Origin of the sequence: Pseudoxanthomonas sp. GW2, from assembly GCF_000283075.1 — a bacterium.
GTDB lineage: Bacteria > Pseudomonadota > Gammaproteobacteria > Xanthomonadales > Xanthomonadaceae > Pseudoxanthomonas.
On record NZ_ALIP01000022.1, the window covers coordinates 19111 to 36978 of the forward strand.

The window sequence follows — 17868 nt, forward strand, 5'->3', positions numbered from 1 at the left end:
GGGCCGCGCAGGTTCCGGCCGCAACCGCTGCATGTTCATGCGACGGACAGCCGCCCGGCCCAGGCGGCCTGCGGCGCGCCGCCGCGGTTGCGGCTGGCCCGCCAGGCCAGCGACACCAGCAGGCAGTGATGGCGATGCGACCCACTCGTACACCGTGGCCTGCTGCACCGCGCCCGGTTCCAGCGTGCGTGGCGGTCGAAGCCGGACATCATGCGGAAGGCAAGCTTGCCGCCCCGGTGGCTGCCGATCGACAGCCCGCCGCTGCGCGGCACGGCCAGCGCTAGGGCCAGGGCCAGGCAAGCACCGGAGGGGCCAGCAGTAACTGGCCATGCGCCGTGCTCGCCCGGCAGCCATGCCGCGCACCGTCGTGGCTGCCGGCGACGTAGGCCTTACGTCCCCCGCGGTTTGGCCCGGTGGGTGGCAGTCGCCGACCACGGATCATCCGGCCACGGATGCTTGGGATACCGCCCCTTCATCTCCTTGCGCACTTCCGGATAGGTGTTGTCCCAGAAGCTGCGCAGGTCGCCGGTGACCTGCAGCGGCTTGCCGCCGGGGGAGAGCAGGTGCAGCAGCAGCGGCACGCGGCCGTCGGCGATGCGCGGGGTGTCGGCCAGGCCGAACAGCTCCTGCAGCTTGACCGCCAGCACCGGCGGGCGCGGCGTGCCATCCGGCTCCAGCGCGTATTCGATCGGCCGGTCCATGCCCGAGGGCACGGTAATGCGTACCGGGGCCAGGCGGTCCACCTGCTGGCGCAGGTTCCAGTCCAGCGGCGACTTGAGCGCCTCGCCCAGTTCCTGCTCGGACAGCGCGTCCAGCCGGGTCTTGCCGGCGAAGGCCGGGCGCAGCCAGGCGTCGACGCTGGCCAGCAGGGCCTCGTCGGTGAGGTCGGGCAGCCCCAGTTCCGGCATCCAGCCGCGCAGGCAGGCCACGCGCGCCTGCCACTGGCGCAGGCCTTCGGTCCACGGCAAGGCCTCCAGGCCCAGTTCGCGCACGGCGTTGGTCAGCGCCTGCGCGGCTTGTTCCGGATCCACCCGGCCGGCGGGGCGGCTGTCGAGCACGATGCGGTCGAAGCGCGATTCGCGGCGGGCGACCAGGGCGCGGCGCTCGGCATCCCAGACCGCGCCTTCCTCCTCGACGAAGCGGTCGGAAAAGTCGGCGCGCAGGCGGGCCTCGTCCACCGGCGCGGCGCGCAGCAGCAGGGCGTCGCCGCGCGGCTCGAAGCGCAGCTCGGTGGCCACCAGCCAGGGCTCGCCGCGCAGGGCGCTGTCCTCGAACAGGCGGGCCATGCGGCCGTTGGCCAGCTGGTAGCGCAGCGGATCGGCCGGATGCCGGGCGGCAATGCGGTCGGGGAAGGCATGGCCCAGCAGGTCGCCCAGCTCGTGGGCCTCGATCTCCGCCGGCGGCGTGGACTCGCAGCGCAGGCGCCGGCGCCACTGGCGGGCGGCGGCATCGATCGCCGCCAGCGCGGAACGGCTGGCATCGGCCGGCATGCGTCCACCGCGGAACGCGGCCAGCGCGCGCCAGCGTTCGGCCAGGGCGTCGCTGCGGCTGCGCAGGGGGTCGCGCGCCTCCAGCAGGGCGGCCAGGTCCGCAGCCAGGGCCTGTCCGCGCGCGCCGCGCGCGGCCAGGAGCATCGCCGCCAGTCGTGGATGGGTGCCCAGTTCCAGCATCTTCCGGCCGGCCGCGGTAATGGATCCGCCCTCCAGCGCGCCGAGCCGCTGCAGCAGCTCGCGCGCCGAGGCCAGTGCACCGGGCGGCGGCGGATCGACGAAGCGCAGCTCGTCGCTGCCCCAGGCGGCCAGTTCCAGCGCCAGCCCGGCCAGTTCGACCTGGGCCATCTCCGGCCGCCGCTGCGCCTCCAGCCGCTGCGACTGCGGCCACAGCCGCCAGGCCACGCCGGGGGCGACGCGCCCGGCACGGCCGGCGCGCTGGTCGGCCGATGCCTGGGAGATCGGGACCGCCTCCAGCCGCGAGAAGCCGCTGACCGGATCGAAGCGCGGTTCGCGCGCCAGGCCGGAGTCGATGACCACCCGCACCCCGGGCAGGGTCACCGAGGACTCGGCCACGTTGGTCGCCAGCACCACCCGGCGACGGCCGTCGGGCGCCGGCTGCAGCACGCGCGACTGCTGCTCCACCGGCAGTTCGCCATGCAGGGCCTGTACTTCCACGTCGGCCGGCAGGGAGGCGGCATCCAGTGCCGTGCCGACCCGCGCGATCTCGCGCTGCCCGGGCAGGAACACCAGCACGTCGCCCGGATGCTGGGCCAGGGCCTGCTCGACCGCGCGCCGCGCCTGCGCCTCCAGCGACTCGTCGCGGCGCGCGGGGAAGTGGCTGACCTCAACCGGAAAGGAACGGCCCTCGCTGGACAGGCGCGGCGCATCGAGGAAGCGCGCCAGGCGCTCGCCGTCCAGGGTCGCGGACATCACCACGATGCGCAGGTCCTCGCGCAGCTGCGCCTGCACGTCCAGGGCCAGGGCCAGGCCCAGGTCGGCCGACAGGTGGCGCTCGTGGAACTCGTCGAACAGCAGGGCGCCGATGCCTTCCAGCAGCGGGTCGTCCTGGATCATGCGGGTGAGGATGCCTTCGGTGACGACCTCGATCCGGGTGCGCGCGGACACCTTGTTCTCGAAGCGGATGCGGTAGCCGACCGTGCCGCCCACCTCCTCGCCCAGCTGCCGGGCCATGAACCCGGCGGCGCTGCGCGCGGCCACCCGGCGCGGCTCCAGCATCACGATCTTCCGCCCCTCCAGCCAGGGCGCAGCAAGCAGGGCCAGCGGCACCTGGGTGGTCTTGCCGGCGCCGGGCGGTGCCTCGAGGACCAGGCGTGGCTGCGCGGCAAGGCTGTCCCGGATCGCGGGCAGCAGCGGGGTGATGGGGAATTCCATGGGCCGGCGTTCGAAGCCGCGCCATGCGACGCGGCCGTGCTGGGTCTCGTTGGGAACCGGGGCGCATTATCGGCGATGCACGGGCCCGGCCGTGGTGCCCGGCTAGAATGCGGGCCCACCGCGAATCGCAAGACCGCTCCATGCACCTGATCGACATCGGCGCCAACCTGACCCACGAAAGCTTCGAGCGCGACCTGGACGCGGTGCTGCAGCGCGCGCGCGAGGCCGGGGTGGTCCAGATGGTGGTGACCGGCGCCAGCCGCGAGCACAACCCGCTGGCGCTGGAACTGGTGCGGCGCCATCCGGGCGTGCTCTACGCCACCGCCGGGGTGCATCCGCACCACGCCACCGAGTACACCGCCGAATGCGACGCCGAGCTGCGCGCGCTGCATGCGCACGCGGAGGTGGTGGCGGTCGGCGAGTGCGGGCTGGACTACTTCCGCGACTTCTCCCCGCGGCCGGCGCAGCGCAAGGCGTTCGAACAGCAGCTGCAGATCGCCGCCGACCTGGCCGCGGCCGGCAATCCCAAGCCGCTGTTCCTGCACCAGCGCGACGCCCACGCGGACTTCATGGCGGTGATGAAGCAGTTCGACGGCCGCCACGGCCCGGCGGTGGTGCACTGCTTCACCGGCACGCGCGAGGAGCTGTTCGACTACCTGGACCAGGACTGGTACATCGGCATCACCGGCTGGTTGTGCGACGAGCGCCGCGGCCAGCACCTGCGCGAGCTGGTGAAGAACATCCCGGCCAACCGCCTGATGGTGGAGACCGACGCGCCCTACCTGCTGCCGCGCACGCTCAGGCCCATGCCGAAGGACCGTCGCAACGAGCCGTCCTTCCTCCCGCACATCGTCGAGGAACTGGCGCGCGACCGCGGCGAGGATCCGGCGACCACCGCCGCCAGCAGCACCGCGGCGGCGCGCGCTTTCTTCCGCCTGCCCGGCTGAGCGCGGCCGCCCGGGCGGCCGCCCCCGCAATCTTGCGGGTCAGCCCTGCGGCGCCGCCCCGTGCATCGCCCTGATCGTGTCGCAGGTCTGCTTCAACTCCTCGGGCGAGGCATTGGCAAAGGCCTCGCGTGCCTCGTCGATGCCGGCGTCGAAGATCGCATCGAACTGCGCGGCGCCCATGTGGCCCCGCTCGACGGTGAGCTGTTCCTGCTGCTCGCGCATCCGTGCACGCTCGGCATCGTCGTACTGGAGGCCGCAGAACTCCGGCGCCACGTACAAGGCGGCGCCCGCGCGCACCATGTTGCGGTGCTGCTCGGCCCCGGGGTCGTCCAGCGACGCTGCCCCGCCGCCGGCCGCTGGTTGGGCGGCATCGGCGGAGCCCGGGTCGGGCGCGGGCTGTTCGCGGTTGCAGGCGCCGGCGGCCAGCAGGATGGCCAGCGCAAGCGCGCCGGATTTCAGCTCGAGGTTCTTCATGCAGCCTCCCAGGGCTTGGTGGTGAAGGCGGGCCGGATCGGCGGACCCGGCGGATGGAACGGGCCGCGGGCGGCACCCGCGGCGCATCGGCCGGGGGCGGGCAGGCGACAGGTGCACGATCCGGCCGGCCTCACTGGCCGCCGGCCCCGGACGGATCGGCGGGCAACAGGCCGCGGCCAAGGCTGAAGGACTGCAGTTCCAGGTTGCAGCCGCTGCCATCCAGCGACTTCGACTGCAGGGGGATGGCGCCGAGGTAATGGTCCAGCGGCATTCCGTTGCAGCCGCGCAGGTCCAGCGGAAGCAGCCCGATACCCCAGCCGGTACCACCGCTCCACATGCATACCTCCTGGCGGTCGGACTGCCAGCGCACGCAGTCCTGGCCGCCAACCTGGCCGCTTCCGTCCCTGCGCCAGCCGATCGAGGTGGCCAGGGCCTCGTCCGCGGCCAGCTGCTCTCCATCCAGCGGCAGGAAGCGCCGGTCATCCGGGTGCGCTTCGTACTCCAGCAGCTCCTCGCGCAGGCGCGGGTGGCACACCGCCTCGTGGTCCGGAAGCGCTTCGTCCATACCCACGGTCCACATGGTCTGGCGCACGCGCTGGCGCCGCGCGTCGACCATGATCTCCACCCGGCCGGTACCGAGCCGGGCGCGTTCCTCCGCCGCGAGCGGCCGTGCCGGCCAGCCGGCCTCCGCGCACGCGGCCATGCGCCCGTCGTAATCGTGCTGTTGCGGGTTGCGGCCGGCCACCAGGTGTTCCCAGGCCAGCACGACGTGCAGCGCGGGCAGCCTGGCGCGCGCATCGGCGGCAGGGTCCATGGCGGCGCTGGCCTGCGAAGCGGTGTCCACGCCTGGATCGCCACCGGCGGTCCCCCCGCAGCCGGCCACGCATGCGGACAGCAGGATGACGCCACAGCACGCGGCGCCGGGGTTCAAGTCGTCGCTCCAGGCGTCGGCGGTGGGGACATCGTTCCTCCATCGGGCCGCAGGAAGGGGACACCGATAGCAGGAAGGCCGTTAACGTTCCGCAAGCAGCGCCGCGCGGCGTGACGCCCGTCGCGGATACGCACGCCGCCGTGGGTGCATCGGCACACGGCGCAACGCCGCGCGCCGACGCAGGCTCAGCCGCCGCGCAGGCGCTGGTAGGCCTGCAGGTGCACCCACGCCGCCTGCAGCAGCGGTGCCTGCAGGCCGTGCGACCTCGCGCGGCGCCACATGTCGCCGACGATATGCGCCGCTTCCACCGGCCTGCCGCCTTCCAGGTCGCGCAGCATCGAGGCCTTCACGTCCGAACCTTCCTGCACGAGGCTGGCGCGGGCGATCCCGCGCGCCTTTTCGGGCACCGGCTGGCCTTCGGCGGCGGCCACGGCAAGGCATTCGTCGTGCAGCGCCGCCATGAGCTCCGCGCCGCCTTCGCCGGCAACGATGTCGCCCACGCTGGCGCGCACCAGGCAGGTGCCGGCGGCCAGCGCGGCGAGGAAGCTGAACTTGATCCACTGCTCCTGGCCGATATTGGTGCTGGCGCGGTACTCGATCGCGGCCTGCGCGCACAGCGCGGCAAAGGCCTCGACGCGCGCGCTGCCGCCGCCGTCGCGCTCGCCGAAGGTGATCGAGGCCGGGCGGCCCAGGTGCAGGATCGAACCGTCCCCGCCCAGGGTCGCGCTGATGAAGCACAGTCCGCCGAGCACGTTGTCGCGGCCGAAGCGCGCGTCCAGCACGGGGTAGTGCTGCAGGCCGTTGAGGATCGGCATCAGCGTCGTGCCCGCCGCCATCGCCGGGGCCACCGCCTCGATCGCGCTGTCCAGGTCGTAGGCCTTGCACGACAGCAGCACCAGGTCGAACGGCTGGCGCGCGACCGCGGCCGGCAGCTCCTCCGCGGTAAGCGTGGCCACCTGCAGGTCGGCATCGCCCAGCGGGCTGCGGATGCGCAGGCCGCGTTCGCGCAGCAGCGCGGCCCGGGCAGGGCGCACCAGGAAGGTGACGTCGGCGCCACCCTGGGCCAGGCGTCCACCGAAGTAACCGCCGGTACCGCCGGCGCCAAGCACGAGGATGCGCATGGACTCAGCTCCTCAGGCCAACTCCACGGCGCAGCAGCAGCAGCGAGACCGCCGAAAGCGCCGCCACGAAGCCCAGCATCAGCGCATAGGCCACCCACAGCGGCACGTCGGTGCTGCCGAGCAGGCCGAAGCGGAAGGCATTGACCATGTAGAAGATCGGGTTGGCGTGGGTGGCCGCCTCGGCCCAGGGCGGCAGCAGCTTGACCGAATAGAACACGCCGCCCAGGTAGGTCAGCGGGGTGAGGATGAAGGTCGGGACGATGGCGATGTCGTCGAACTTGCGCGCGTAGACCGCGTTGACGAAGCCGGCCAGGGAGAAGATGGTCGCGCCCAGCAGCACCGTGCTCAGGGTGACCAGCGGATGCGGGATGCGCACCTTGGTGAAGCACATGGCGATCAGCAGCACGATCGCGCCGACCATCAGGCCGCGCAGCACCGCGCCGGCCACGTAGCCGCCGAGGATCACCCAGTTGGGCATCGGGCTGACCAGCAGCTCCTCGACGTGGCGGCCGAACTTGGCGCCGAAGAACGAGGAGGAGATGTTGCCGTAGCTGTTCTGGATCACGCTCATCATCACCAGGCCGGGGACGATGAACTCCATGTAGCTGTAGCCGCCCATGTCGCCGATCCGCGAGCCGATCAGGCCGCCGAAGATCAGGAAGTACAGGGTCATGGTGATCGCCGGCGGCACCAGGGTCTGGCCCCAGATGCGCAGGATGCGGTTGACCTCGCGGCGGACGATGGTGCCCAGCGCCACCCAGTTGGCGGCGCGCGGCGACCTGGATGCCAGCGGCGTGCTGCTCATGCGGCCTCCTTCTGGCCGGTGAGCCGCACGAACAGCTCCTCCAGGCGGTTGCTCTTGGTGCGCATCGAGCGGATGCGGATGCCGGCCGCGTCGAACGCGGCGAACACGCGGTTGAGGTCCATGGCGCGGGGCATGTCCAGGTCCAGGGTGTGGGCGTCCAGCGCCACGAGGGTGGTGCCCTCGATCTCCGGCAGCCGGGCCGGCAGCTCGCCGTCGATGTCGAACAGGAAGCCTTCCACGTCCAGCTTGGCCAGCAGCGCGCGCATCGGCCCCTGCTCGACGATGGTGCCGCGGTCGATGATGGCGAGGTTGCGGCACAGGCTCTCCGCTTCCTCCAGGTAGTGCGTGGTGAGGATGATGGTGGTGCCGGCGGCGTTGATCTCGCGCAGCACGCGCCACATGTCGCGGCGGATCTCGATGTCCACGCCGGCGGTGGGCTCGTCCAGGATCAGCAGCCGCGGCCGGGTCATCATCGCCCGCGCGATCATCAGCCGGCGTTTCATGCCGCCGGACAGGGTGCGGCTCATCACCCGCGCCTTGTCCCACAGGTGGGCGCGGCGCAGCTCCTGCTCGGCCAGCGGGCCGGCCTCCTCGCGCGGGATGCCGTAGAACCCGGCGTAGTTGACCAGGATGTCGTACGGCTGCTCGAACAGGTTGAAGTTGATTTCCTGCGGCACCAGGCCGACCAGGCGCATGGCCTCGCTGCGGCGCGAGACCAGGTCGGTGCCGAACACCTCGACGCTACCGCTGGTCGGGTTGACCAGCGAGCTGACGATGCCGATCAGGGTCGACTTGCCGGCGCCGTTGGGGCCGAGCAGGGCGAAGAAGTCGCCCGGCGCCACGTCCAGGGAGACGCCCTTGAGCGCCTCCACGCCGTTGCCGTAGGTCTTGCGCAGTTCGCGTACGCGCAGCGCCGGAGCCGCTGCCTCGGGAGAGTGTGGGGTCATGAGGCCTTTCGCGCCTGGAAGGCGCTTGCACGGAGCTGCGGCTATTATAGGTCGCAGCCGGGAAGCCGCCCGGCACACACTGTCCCGAAACGAATACCGTGCCCGTCCAGTTCCCGCTCCGCCTCGTCGAGCGCCGCATGCTCGCGCCCACCATCGGCCACTACGTGCTGGCGCGCGACGATGGCCAACCGCTGGACTTCGTGCCCGGCCAGTTCATCCAGATCCACTTCGATTACGCCGATGGCACGCCGGCGCGGCGCAGCTACTCCCTGGCCACCATCCACGACCACGCGATGGGCCCGGGCGAGGCGGTGGAGATCGCGGTCAGCCACGTCCCCGGCGGCGCGGCCACCGCGCTGTTCGAGGCCCTGGAGATCGGCGGGCGGGTGAACGCCAGCGGGCCCTACGGTCGCTTCTGCCTGATGCCCGGCGACCGCAACGCGCGCTACCTGCTGATCGGCACCGGCACCGGCGTGACCCCGTACCGTTCGATGCTGCCGGTGCTGGCCGGGCTGATCGCCGAGCGCGGCATCGAGGTGGTGCTGCTGGCCGGCGCGCGCACGCCCGGCGAGCTGCTGTACGCCGACGACTTCCGCGCGTTCGCCGACGCGCACCCGCAGTTCCGCTACGTGCCATGCCTGTCGCGCGAGCTGCCCGGGACGGGTTCCCCGCATGCGCATGCGGACGTGCGCCACGGCTACGTGCAGCAGCAGCTGCCGGAGTTCGTCCCGGATCCGGCGCGCGACATCGCCTACCTGTGCGGCAACCCGGAGATGGTGGACGCGACCTTCGAGGCGCTGAAGGGCATGGGGTTCGGGGCGGCGCAGATCCGCCGGGAGAAGTACGTCAGCAACAAGTGATGCCGCGGGTGCCCATGTGCGGCCCTGCCGCCGGCGCCTGCACGCTGCTGTAAAGGGTACTTGACAGGCCCGGGGGACGGCCCTATCGTCCACCTGTCAAGCACGCTTTACAGGGAGTGGACATGCCCGGCAGGAAGCACATCGGCGGCATCGGATTCCCCGGCATCGGCCTGGCTTTCGTCGGCGCCGGCATCGCCGGGGCCGCTTCGAAGGAGGGCGTTGTTTCCGCCTTCGCCAGCGCACTGCGGAGCAGGGCCCCATGGACGCACTGAAACCCGCGGTTGGTTGGCTGCTCGGCGGGATCGTCGCCATCGCGCTCGGCCTGGCGGCCAAGCCGCTGCTGCCGGAGCGCATCGCCGACATCGCCTCGGTGATGCTGGTCAGCATCGGCGTCGGTTCGCTGGCCAGCGGCCTGATCCGCTGGCGCCTGCCGGCCCTGTACGAGGCGGCTCCGGCCGACCTGCGCCGGCGCTACACCCGGGAAATCCTGCTGGCGATGGCTGCGTACATGGTCATGGTGGTGGCCACCGTGTCCGTGCTCAGGGACGGTGGGCCGGAAGGCCCGCTACGGGCACTGGTCGCGCTGCTGCCGGTGCCGCCCATCGCCTTCGTGCTGCGCGCGATGGTGCGCTACATCCGCGACGCGGACGAGATGCAGCAGCGCATCGAGCTGGAAGCGGTGAGCATCGCCACGGCGCTGGTTGCGCTGCTGTACATGTCTGGCGGCTTCCTCCAGGCCGCGAAGGTCATCGATCTGCCCGCCGCGGCCGTGATGATCTGGGTGTTCCCGTTGCTGTGCGCCACCTACGGCGTGGCCAAGTTCCTGGTCATGCGCCGCTACCAGTGACCGGTACCGGGCGATGAAGAACCACCTGCGTGCGCTGCGCGAGGAACGGGGCTGGTCCCAGGGCGAACTGGCCGAGCGCCTGGAGGTGTCCCGGCAGACGGTCAACGCCCTGGAGACCGGCAAGTACGACCCCAGCCTGCCGCTGGCGTTCCGCATCGCGCGGCTGTTCGGGCGCCGGATCGAGGACGTGTTCGTCCCCGACGAGGCCTGAGCGCCGCATCCCTTCCACCCTTCGTTGAACGGGCCCATCCCATGAAGACCCGCAAGACACTGATCCCGCTCGCCGCAGCCACCGCGCTCGCGCTCGCCGGCTGCGGCGGCGGCGCCACCCCGGCCCCGCCGCAGGACGACAACCGCTACGGCGAACTGGTGTTCGAGCCGTGCACCCTGGCCGGCGGCGTGGCCGGCCGCAGCGTGCAGGCGCGTTGCACCCGCTACGAGGTGCCCGAGGACCCGGACGATGCCGGCAGCCGCCGGATCGCGCTCAACATCGCCTGGCTGCCGCCCACCGAGGACGGCGCCGATGCCGCGGACCCGGTGTTCTTCCTCGCCGGTGGCCCGGGACAGTCGGCGCTGCAGGTGTGGCCGCTGCTGGATCCGGCCTTTGCCGAGGTGCGCCGGCAGCGGCACGTCGTGCTGGTGGACCAGCGCGGCACCGGCGGTTCCAACCTCCTGCAATGCGAGCGTGGCTCGCTGGACGGGCTGGATCCGCGCGACACCGAGGCCGCCTTCGCCGCCGTGGTCGGGCTGGCGCGCGAATGCGCGGCGCAGGTCGCCGACCGCGCCGACCCGCGCTTCTACACCACCACCGCGGCGGTGGCCGACCTGGAGGCGGTGCGCCGTGCCATCGGCGCCGAGCAGGTCAACCTGGTCGGCGCGTCCTACGGCACCCGGGTGGCGCAGCACTACGCCCGCCGCCATCCGCAGCACGTGCGCAGCATCGTGCTCGACGGCGTGGCGCCCAACGACCTGGTGGTCGGCGGCGAATTCGCGCGCACCTTCGAGGACGCGCTGGCGCTGCAGGCCGGGCGCTGCCGCGAGCTGCCGGCATGCGCGGAGCGCTTCCCGCAGGATCCGCAGGCGCAGCTGCGGCAGCTGGTCGGGCGCCTGGAGCAGGCGCCGGTGGAGGTCGAGTACCGCGATCCGGCCAGCGGCGAGAGCCTCAAGGGCCGGGTCGACGCCGGCACCGTCACCGGGCTGGCCTTCATGTTCTCGTACATGCCGCAGACCGCGGCGCTGCTGCCGCTGGTGCTGGACGAGGCCGCGCACGGGCGCTACGCGCCGCTGAAGTCGCTGTCGGAGCTGATGGCGCGCGGCACCGCCCAGCAGATGGCGGTCGGCATGCAGTGGTCGGTGATCTGCGCCGAGGACGCCGACCGCCAGCACGAGGCGGCCGCCAGCGCCGAAGGCACCCTGCTGGGACCGCAGGTGGCGCGCATGTTCTTCGCCGCCTGCGAGGCCTGGCCGCACGGCACGCGCCCGGACGACTTCACCGCGCCGCTGCAGTCCGGGGTCCCGGCGCTGCTGCTGTCCGGCGAGATGGACCCGGTCACCCCGCCGCGCTACGCCGAGCGCGTGCTGCAGGGCCTGCCCAACGGCCGCCACCTGGTGCTGCAGGGCCAGGGCCACGGCACCCTGGGCCTGGGCTGCATGCCGCGCCTGCTCGGGCAGTTCATCGAAAGCGCCGACGCCAAGGCCCTGGATGCGTCCTGCCTGGCGAGCATGAGTTACGTCCCCCCTTTCACCAGCTTCAACGGATGGGAGCCCTGATGCGCCACGACCACCACCACGGAGTTCAGCGATGATCGTCGCCCGAGACCTCCACAAGAGCTTCAGGACCCGCACCGGCACGGTGCAGGCCGTGTCCGGCGTGGGCTTCGAGGCCCGCGACGGCCAGATCACCGGCCTGCTCGGCCCCAACGGCGCCGGCAAGACCACCACCCTGCGCATGCTCTACACGCTGATGCGCCCGGACCGCGGCCAGATCGAGGTCGACGGGATCGACCCGGCGCGCGACCCGATGGCGGTGCGCCGCGCCCTGGGCGTGCTGCCGGACGCGCGCGGCATCTACAAGCGCCTGACCGCGCGCGAGAACATCGCCTACTTCGCGCGCCTGCACGGCATGTCCGCCGCACGCACCGCCGAGCGCATCGCCACGCTGTCGGCGGCGCTGGACATGGACGACATCCTCGACCGCCAGACCGAGGGCTTCTCCCAGGGCCAGCGCACCAAGACCGCGATCGCCCGCGCCCTGGTGCACGACCCGCGCAACGTGATCCTGGACGAGCCGACCAATGGCCTGGACGTGATGACCACCCGCGCCATGCGCCAGTTCCTGTTCCGCCTGCGCGACGAGGGCCGCTGCGTGATCTTCTCCAGCCACATCATGCAGGAGGTGGCGGCGCTGTGTGACCGCATCGTCATCATCGCCAAGGGCCAGGTGGTCCCCGCCGGCACCGCCGACGAGCTGCGCGCGCAGACCGGCGAAGCGAGCCTGGAAGATGCTTTCGTCAAGGTGATCGGTTCCGGGGAGGGCCTGCAGGCATGAACGCGCTGACCACCATGTGGATCGTGATGTGCAAGGAACTGCGCGACATCCTGCGCGACCGCCGCACCCTGGTGCTGACCCTGGTGATGGGACCGCTGCTGTTCCCGGCGATCATGCTGGGCATGGGCGCGCTGACCGAGAAGAAGCTGCGCACCCAGAGCGAGAAGGAGCTGGAGGTGCCCACCATCGGCCTGGAGCGCGCACCGAACCTGGTGGCGTTCCTCGCCACCCAGGGCATCCGCGCGGTGCCGGCGCCGGAGGACCTGGAGCAGGCCATCCGCGAGCAGCGGGTTGAGGTGGGCATGCACATCCCCGAGGAGTTCGCCGCGGACTGGCGCGCCGGCCGCCCCGCGCTGGTGGAGGTGCTGGTGGATACCACCCAGCGCGACTCGGCCATCCCCGCCAGCCGCGTGCAGGGCGCGCTGCGCGCCTACGGCGCCCAGGTCGGCGCCTTGCGCCTGCTGGCGCGCGGCGTGGATGCCTCGGTGGCGCAGGCGCTCAACCCGGGCACCCGCGACGTGGCCACCGACGCCGCCAGGCGCGGCCGGGTGCTGGCCTTCATCCTGCCGTACTTCATGATCCTCACCGGCTTCCTCGGCGGCATGGCCCTGGTGCTGGACGCCACCGCCGGCGAACGCGAGCGGCAGTCGCTGGAACCGCTGCTGGCCACCCCGGCCGCGCGCGGGGCGATCGTCAGCGGCAAGATCGCGGCCGCCTGCATCCTCGGCCTGGCCACGCTGCTGCTGTCGCTGCTGGCGCTGAAGTCCTCCGCGCTGATGGCCACCGGCATCACCCGGCAGATGGACGTGTCGATGCTGGCGATCGCCAAGATGCTGTTCGTGCTGCTGCCGATCCTGCTGGTCGGCACCTCGCTGCTGACCCTGCTGGCGGCCTCGGCCAAGAGCCTGAAGGAGGCGCAGAGCCACATCACCTGGCTGATGCTGCTGCCGATGATCCCCAGCCTGGTGCTGATGGCCAACCCGGTGAAGACCGAGGCCTGGCAGTTCGCGGTGCCGTTCCTGGCGCAGAACCAGATGCTGCTGCGGATCATCCGCTCCGAGGCGGTGAGTCCGCGGGAGTGGGCGATCTACCTCGGCTGCAGCCTGGGCCTGGCCCTGCTGCTGTGGGGCGCGGCGGTGCTGCGCTACCGCCAGGAGAAGCTGGCGATCTCCACCTGAGGCACCGCCATCCACCGGCGGAAACGGAAAAGGCCCGGCGCTTGCCGGGCCTTTCCTTTGGCCTTGTCCCGCGCGCTTACTCGTTCGGGGTGAAGGCCAGGGTGCGGCGGGTGGTGACCGGAGCATCGATCGGCTCGTACTTCCAGCGGCGCACCGCGTTCATCGCCTCGCGGTCGAAGACGCGCGGCGGGTTGGAACGCACCACGCGCACGTCGGTGACCTCGCCGCTGGTGCCGACGGTGAACTCCACCAGCACCTCGCCGGAGGTGCCGGCGCGCAGGGCGTCGGGCGGGTAGCGCGGAGCCGGCATGCTGATCGGGCGCAGCGGACGCGGCGCCGGGGCCTGCTGGGTGGTCGCCGGGCGCGACTGCTGCTGCGCGGCGGCCTGGCGGGCGGCGGCTTCGCGCTGCTCGGCCTCGCGGCGGGCGGCGGCCTCGCGCTCGGCGGCCAGGCGCGCGGCTTCCTGCTGTTCGGCCAGCCGGCGCGCCGCCTCGGCCTCGGCGGCCTGCTGCTGGGCGATGCGCTGGCGCTCGGCGACCTGGCGCGCCTCGGCCTCGGCGCGGGCGCGGGCCGCTTCGGCCTCGCTGCGCTTGGCCACGGCCTGCTGGCCGCTGGAGATGCTCTGGCGGATGCGCGGCAGCGCCGGGTTGCCGGCATCGGCCTTCTCGATCAGCCCGACCAGGCGCTGGGCCTCGTCAAACTGCTCGCGGTTCACCGCCTGCTCGGCGGCGATCACGGTGTACGGCATAAGGTCGGTCAGCGCGCTGGCGACGGTGGCGTCGTCGGGCAGCTTGTCGCGCAGGGCCAGGTAGTACTCCATCGCGTTGTCGCCGGCCGGGGCATACATGCGGTTCTCGCGCAGGGCCCGGGTGGCCAGCTCGCGCAATTCCTCCGCGCCCATCCCCTGGACCTTGGCGGCCACCGCCGGCGCCGGCGCGGCCTCGGCCCCGGCCTGGGCGGAAGGAGCCCCGGCGCTGGCGCCGGCGGCGGTTTCTTCCTGCTTGGAACATGCACCGAGTGCGGCGGCCAGCAGCAGGCAGGCCACGAACCGCGAACCCGGCGGAATCGTCAAGGTCATCTGTACTCCCCCGTGGTGGAACCCGTTTGACTACGGAATACGGCTCCCCGTATCGCGCCGTATGTCCCCGATTGTCAACCGCGCGTCGGCCGCGCACAAGCGTTCGTCGGCCGCGCCGGCGCGCCTACTTGCCGATGCAGAAGCTGGAGAAGATGTGGCCCAGCAGTTCGTCGGCGGTGAGGCGGCCGGTGAGGCCGCCCAGCGCGTCGTGGGCCAGGCGCAGCTGTTCGGCGGCCAGCTCCAGCTGCCCGGCCTCCAGCTCCAGGGCCGCGGCGTCCACCGCCTGCAGGGTACGGCGCAGCGCCTCCAGGTGGCGGGCGCGCGCGCTGAACTCGCCCTCGGCCGCCTCCGGCGCACCGCTGGCGGCCAGCCGCCGCAGGGCCGCGTGCAACCCGTCCAGGCCCTGTCCGGTCAGCGCCGACACGTACAGCGCCCCGTCGCCGGCCGGCGGCGCCGGCAGCAGGTCGGCCTTGTTGTGGATCCACAGCTTCAGCGGCACCTCGCGCGCCACTTCCTCCAGCAGCGCGCGGTCCGGCTCCGGGTCGCGCGCGTCGAGCACCAGCAGGGCCAGGTCGGCGCGCGCGACCTCGGCGCGGGCGCGGCGCATGCCCTCGCGCTCGATCGCGTCGCCGCCCTCGCGCAGGCCGGCGGTATCGGCCAGCAGCAGTTCCAGGCCGTCGATCCGCACCACTTCGCGCAGCACGTCGCGGGTGGTGCCGGCGACGTCGGCCACGATCGCGCGGGCGTCGCCGGCCAGGGCGTTGAGCAGCGAGCTCTTGCCGGCGTTGGGCCGGCCCAGCAGCACCGCGTGCAGGCCGTCGCGCAGGCGGCGGCCGCGCTCGGCCCGCTGCAGCAGCTGCTCCAGCGCGGCGCGCAGCCGCTGCAGGCCGGCGGCCACCTGGGGCAGGCCCAGGGTCTCGATCGGCTCGTCGACGAAGTCGATCGCCGCCTCCACGTGGATCCGCAGCCGCAGCAGCTCGGCGGCGATGTCCTCGGCCTGGCGCGAGAACGCGCCTTCCAGCGAACGGCGCGCGGCGCGCGCGGCGCGCAGGTCGGAAGCGGCGATCAGGTCGGCGATGGCCTCGGCCTGGACCAGGTCGAGCTTGCCGTTGAGGAAGGCGCGCTCGCTGAACTCGCCCGGCCGCGCCTGGCGCGCGCCCAGCTCGCGGCAACGCTCGACCAGGCGCTGCAGCAGCACCGGGCTGCCATGCGCCTGCAGCTCGGCCACGTCCTCGCCGGTGAAGCTGTGCGGGCCGGGGAAGGCAAGCACGATGCCGTCGTCGATCACCGCGCCATCGGCCTCGCGGAAGAACGCGCGCAGGGCGCGGCGCGGCGCCGGCTCGCGCCCGCACAGGGCGGCGGCGATGGCCAGCGCGCGCGGCCCGGACAGGCGCACGATGCCCACGCCCCCGGCGCCGGGGGCGGTGGCGATGGCGGCGATGGTGTCGGACGCGGTCATGGCGGTCGCAAACGGGACGGGGCGTCCGCATTCTCCCGCGGCGCAGGCGGCGGACAAAGGAAACCCGCCTGGCGGCGGGTTCCCTGGAAGCTTACTTGGCGGCCTTGGGCGCCGGCTCGCCGTGGCGCTTCATCATCCACCACTGCTGCAGCAGGCCCAGCGCGCCGTTGGTCACCCAGTACAGGACCAGGCCGGCGGGGAAGAAGGCCATCATCACGCCGAACACCAGCGGCATGAACTGCATCATCTTCTGCTGCATTGGATCCATGCCGGCGGCCGGCTGCAGCTTCTGGGTGAACCACATCACCGCGACGTTGATCACCGGCAGGATGAAGAGCGGATCGCGCGCGGTCAGGTCCTGTATCCACAGGATCCACGGCGCGTGGCGCAGCTCCACCGACTCCACCAGCACCCAGTACAGCGCCAGGAACACCGGCATCTGCACCAGGATCGGCAGGCAGCCGCCCATCGGGTTGATCTTCTCCTTCTTGTACAGCTCCATCATCGCCATCTGGAACTTCTGGCGGTCCTCGCCATAGCGCTCCTTCAGCTGCTGGATGCGCGGCTGGAACTTGCGCATCTTGGCGAAGCTCTTGTACTGGGCGGCCGACAGCGGATACATCAGCGCCTTGACCACCACCACCAGGCCGATGATGGCCCAGCCCCAGTTGCCGAACAGGTCGTACAGGTGGCTCAGCACCCAGAACAGGCCTTCGCCGAGCAGGGCGAGGATGGTGAACTGGCTGTAGTCCACCGCGCGTTCCAGGCCGGGCACGCCCTGGGCGCGGATCTGCGACACAAGCTTCGGACCGACGTACAGGCGCGCCTCGGCGGTGGCGGAGCTGCCCGGGGCGACCACCAGCGGGTTGGCCACCTCGCGCACCAGCGCGCGGTCGCCCACCTTGTCCAGCGAGATCGTGCCCGCCGCCTGCTGGCCGGCCGGCAGCCAGGCGCTGAAGAAGTGGTGCTGCAGCATCGCCACCCAGCCGTTGCTGGCCTGCAGGTTGAGCTTGCCGTCCTCCAGGTAGTCCTCGTCGAACTTGCGGCGGTCGTAGCTGCCGTCGTACCAGGCGGCGCCGTTGAAGCTGAAGGACTCGGGGCTGGTGTAGCCGCGCTCGATCACCGGCGGCTTGCGCACCAGCTGGCGGTAGACCTGGCCCTGCCACGGCGCGCTGCCGGCATTGACCACCTCGTCGCGCACGGTCACCGCGTAGTCGCCGCGCGACAGCACGTAGGTGCGGCGGATCTGCACGCCGTTGTCGCCCTGCCACAGGAACGGCACCTCGACCGTGTCCGCGCCCTCGGCCAGCGCGTACTCGCGCTGCGCCTCGGCCGGGACGAAGCCGGACAGGTGGGTGGGGGCGCCGCCGCTGGCGCTGACCCAGCCGCTCTGCGCCGCATAGAAATGCGTCGGGTCGGCGTCGAACAGGCGCACCGGGGTGCCATCGCCGGTGCGGCTGCGCGGGAACTGCAGCAGGTCGGCCTGGACCACGCTGCCGCCGTCCAGCACCAGGCGCAGCACGTCGCTGCTCACGGTGACCCGCTGCGCGGACGCCGCCGCCGGGGTGGCGGCCACGGCCGGGGCCGGCGCGGTGGCGGCCGGGACCGAACCGTCGGCCGGGACCGCGGCCACCGGCTGCGGCACCGCCTCCTCGGCCACGGCGGTGGTGGGGGCGGACGCGGAGGCCGGCGGTGCGGCCTGCTCCTTGCCCCATTCCATCCACAGCAGGACGGCCACCATCAGCCAGGCGAGGATCAGGAATACGCGGGTCTGGTTCATCAGGGCAG

The 17868-nt window shown here is 72.4% G+C and carries 16 protein-coding genes; 7 read left to right on the top strand and 9 right to left on the bottom strand.

Annotated elements, in window-relative coordinates:
* Positions 1-389: 389 nt before the first annotated feature.
* Positions 390-2885: an ATP-dependent helicase HrpB gene (gene hrpB, locus B351_RS0101890; RefSeq protein ID WP_019397365.1), complete on the bottom strand. Its 2496-nt coding sequence runs from the start codon at positions 2883-2885 to the stop codon at positions 390-392.
* A 140-nt stretch (positions 2886-3025) separates the two neighbouring features.
* Here hrpB and B351_RS0101895 point away from each other — a divergent pair, with 140 nt between their 5' ends.
* Positions 3026-3832 (top strand): TatD family hydrolase, encoded by an 807-nt coding sequence (locus tag B351_RS0101895; RefSeq protein WP_019397366.1) that lies wholly within the window; start codon positions 3026-3028, stop codon positions 3830-3832.
* 39 nt (positions 3833-3871) lie between these two features.
* On the opposite strand, the gene B351_RS0101900 is transcribed toward B351_RS0101895, so the two are convergent.
* The 5 genes from B351_RS0101900 to B351_RS0101920 all read right to left on the bottom strand — a co-directional run bounded on the left by B351_RS0101900 (position 3872) and on the right by B351_RS0101920 (position 8110).
* Complete coding sequence (locus B351_RS0101900) at positions 3872-4306, bottom strand: hypothetical protein (protein ID WP_019397367.1); 435 nt, start codon at positions 4304-4306, stop codon at positions 3872-3874.
* 130 nt (positions 4307-4436) lie between these two features.
* Positions 4437-5150 (bottom strand): hypothetical protein, encoded by a 714-nt coding sequence (locus B351_RS0101905; protein WP_019397368.1) that lies wholly within the window; start codon positions 5148-5150, stop codon positions 4437-4439.
* A 272-nt stretch (positions 5151-5422) separates the two neighbouring features.
* The gene (gene panE / locus B351_RS0101910) at positions 5423-6358 is read right to left on the bottom strand and encodes a 2-dehydropantoate 2-reductase (protein WP_019397369.1); all 936 of its coding nucleotides are present in this window, start codon (positions 6356-6358) and stop codon (positions 5423-5425) included.
* 4 nt (positions 6359-6362) lie between these two features.
* Positions 6363-7163: an ABC transporter permease gene (locus B351_RS0101915; RefSeq protein ID WP_019397370.1), complete on the bottom strand. Its 801-nt coding sequence runs from the start codon at positions 7161-7163 to the stop codon at positions 6363-6365.
* A complete protein-coding gene (locus tag B351_RS0101920) occupies positions 7160-8110 on the bottom strand; it encodes an ABC transporter ATP-binding protein (protein ID WP_019397371.1) in 951 nt (316 codons plus the stop codon). Before B351_RS0101920 ends, B351_RS0101915 begins: the two co-directional genes overlap by 4 nt.
* Before the next feature lie 98 nt (positions 8111-8208).
* Here B351_RS0101920 and B351_RS0101925 point away from each other — a divergent pair, with 98 nt between their 5' ends.
* The 6 genes from B351_RS0101925 (at position 8209) to B351_RS0101955 (ending at position 13543) form a co-directional block, all read left to right on the top strand.
* The gene (locus B351_RS0101925) at positions 8209-8970 is read left to right on the top strand and encodes a ferredoxin--NADP reductase (RefSeq protein WP_083852373.1); all 762 of its coding nucleotides are present in this window, start codon (positions 8209-8211) and stop codon (positions 8968-8970) included.
* A 259-nt stretch (positions 8971-9229) separates the two neighbouring features.
* Complete coding sequence (locus B351_RS0101935) at positions 9230-9817, top strand: hypothetical protein (protein WP_019397374.1); 588 nt, start codon at positions 9230-9232, stop codon at positions 9815-9817.
* A gap of 13 nt (positions 9818-9830) precedes the next feature.
* Positions 9831-10028 carry a helix-turn-helix transcriptional regulator gene (locus tag B351_RS0101940; RefSeq protein ID WP_019397375.1) on the top strand — a complete coding sequence of 66 codons (198 nt, stop codon included), beginning with the start codon at positions 9831-9833 and terminating at the stop codon, positions 10026-10028.
* A 41-nt stretch (positions 10029-10069) separates the two neighbouring features.
* Entirely contained in the window at positions 10070-11587 is a 1518-nt protein-coding gene (locus B351_RS0101945; protein ID WP_019397376.1) for an alpha/beta hydrolase, read from the top strand.
* A 31-nt stretch (positions 11588-11618) separates the two neighbouring features.
* Positions 11619-12365 carry an ATP-binding cassette domain-containing protein gene (locus tag B351_RS0101950; RefSeq protein WP_019397377.1) on the top strand — a complete coding sequence of 249 codons (747 nt, stop codon included), beginning with the start codon at positions 11619-11621 and terminating at the stop codon, positions 12363-12365.
* Positions 12362-13543, top strand: a complete 1182-nt coding sequence (locus B351_RS0101955) for an ABC transporter permease (protein ID WP_019397378.1) — start codon at positions 12362-12364, stop codon at positions 13541-13543. Before B351_RS0101950 ends, B351_RS0101955 begins: the two co-directional genes overlap by 4 nt.
* Positions 13544-13619: 76 nt before the next feature.
* On the opposite strand, the gene B351_RS0101960 is transcribed toward B351_RS0101955, so the two are convergent.
* From B351_RS0101960 to yidC, 3 genes are all read right to left on the bottom strand, one after another.
* Positions 13620-14621 carry an energy transducer TonB gene (locus tag B351_RS0101960; protein WP_019397379.1) on the bottom strand — a complete coding sequence of 334 codons (1002 nt, stop codon included), beginning with the start codon at positions 14619-14621 and terminating at the stop codon, positions 13620-13622.
* Positions 14622-14745: 124 nt separating this feature from the next.
* Complete coding sequence (gene mnmE / locus B351_RS0101965) at positions 14746-16080, bottom strand: tRNA uridine-5-carboxymethylaminomethyl(34) synthesis GTPase MnmE (protein ID WP_019397380.1); 1335 nt, start codon at positions 16078-16080, stop codon at positions 14746-14748.
* Between the two features lie 91 nt (positions 16081-16171).
* Entirely contained in the window at positions 16172-17860 is a 1689-nt protein-coding gene (gene yidC / locus B351_RS0101970) for a membrane protein insertase YidC (protein ID WP_019397381.1), read from the bottom strand.
* Positions 17861-17868: the final 8 nt, after the last annotated feature.